The organism is Modestobacter versicolor (assembly GCF_041028285.1).
Taxonomy (GTDB): Bacteria; Actinomycetota; Actinomycetes; order Mycobacteriales; family Geodermatophilaceae; genus Modestobacter; species Modestobacter versicolor_A.
This window is the reverse complement of sequence record NZ_JABGDB010000026.1, coordinates 1-637: the sequence shown is the minus strand read 5'-3', so window position 1 is coordinate 637 and position 637 is coordinate 1. Positions and strand designations below refer to the sequence as shown.

Annotated in this window: 1 protein-coding gene; it reads right to left on the bottom strand. The window is 41.4% G+C overall.

The window, feature by feature from the left end; all coding sequences use genetic code 11:
- Nucleotides 1-349, bottom strand: a 349-nt coding sequence (locus HL054_RS22095; protein ID WP_369141283.1) for a hypothetical protein, incomplete at its 3' end; no start/stop codon positions are given.
- Nucleotides 350-637: the final 288 nt, after the last annotated feature.

Below are 637 nucleotides of genomic sequence, written 5' to 3'. Positions count from 1 at the left end.
CGTTTAATCCTTTCGTGTCTACCTTGCTGGACGAAATCGCCCCGCTAATGGTTGACGTGCTGGATTGTAGGAAACGTTCCGCCCTCTGAATTTCGGCTAAACGTTCCTGCCCCTCTTTACCCTTCAACGAGAAACGACCCTGAAAACCGTAACGTTTAAATGCTTCGGTAAACTGTAAGCCGTTTTTGACGAGCCTATCCCAACGTTTACGGGCATTGTCCAGTTCGCGGTTAATCTGTTTATTGATAGCCGCAACATCCGAGGCTTTCATCATCGGCTTACTAAGAGCCTCTAATAATTCCCCGATTTTGTTTACGTCTTTTACAATCTTAACTCCACCTCTAGCCATTATTTACATTCTCCAGCTAATACGGTTTTCATAAATATATCAAGCTCACCCTCAGATAATGCGAATTGTGCATACTTGATAAAGTGTCTTACGTTGGTACTACGTCCATTCTCGAAAGCCGATAACGTTTTAATATTATCGTTCATAGCTATGACCTGTAGAGAAGCATTTTTACTCTTCCGGTATTGTTGGCAGTGCTTGCCGATGTGCATAATTTACTACCTCAGTTGTTAATAAATCGAGTTGATATTATATCTCACCTCATGAGAATGTGCAACATAATAATAG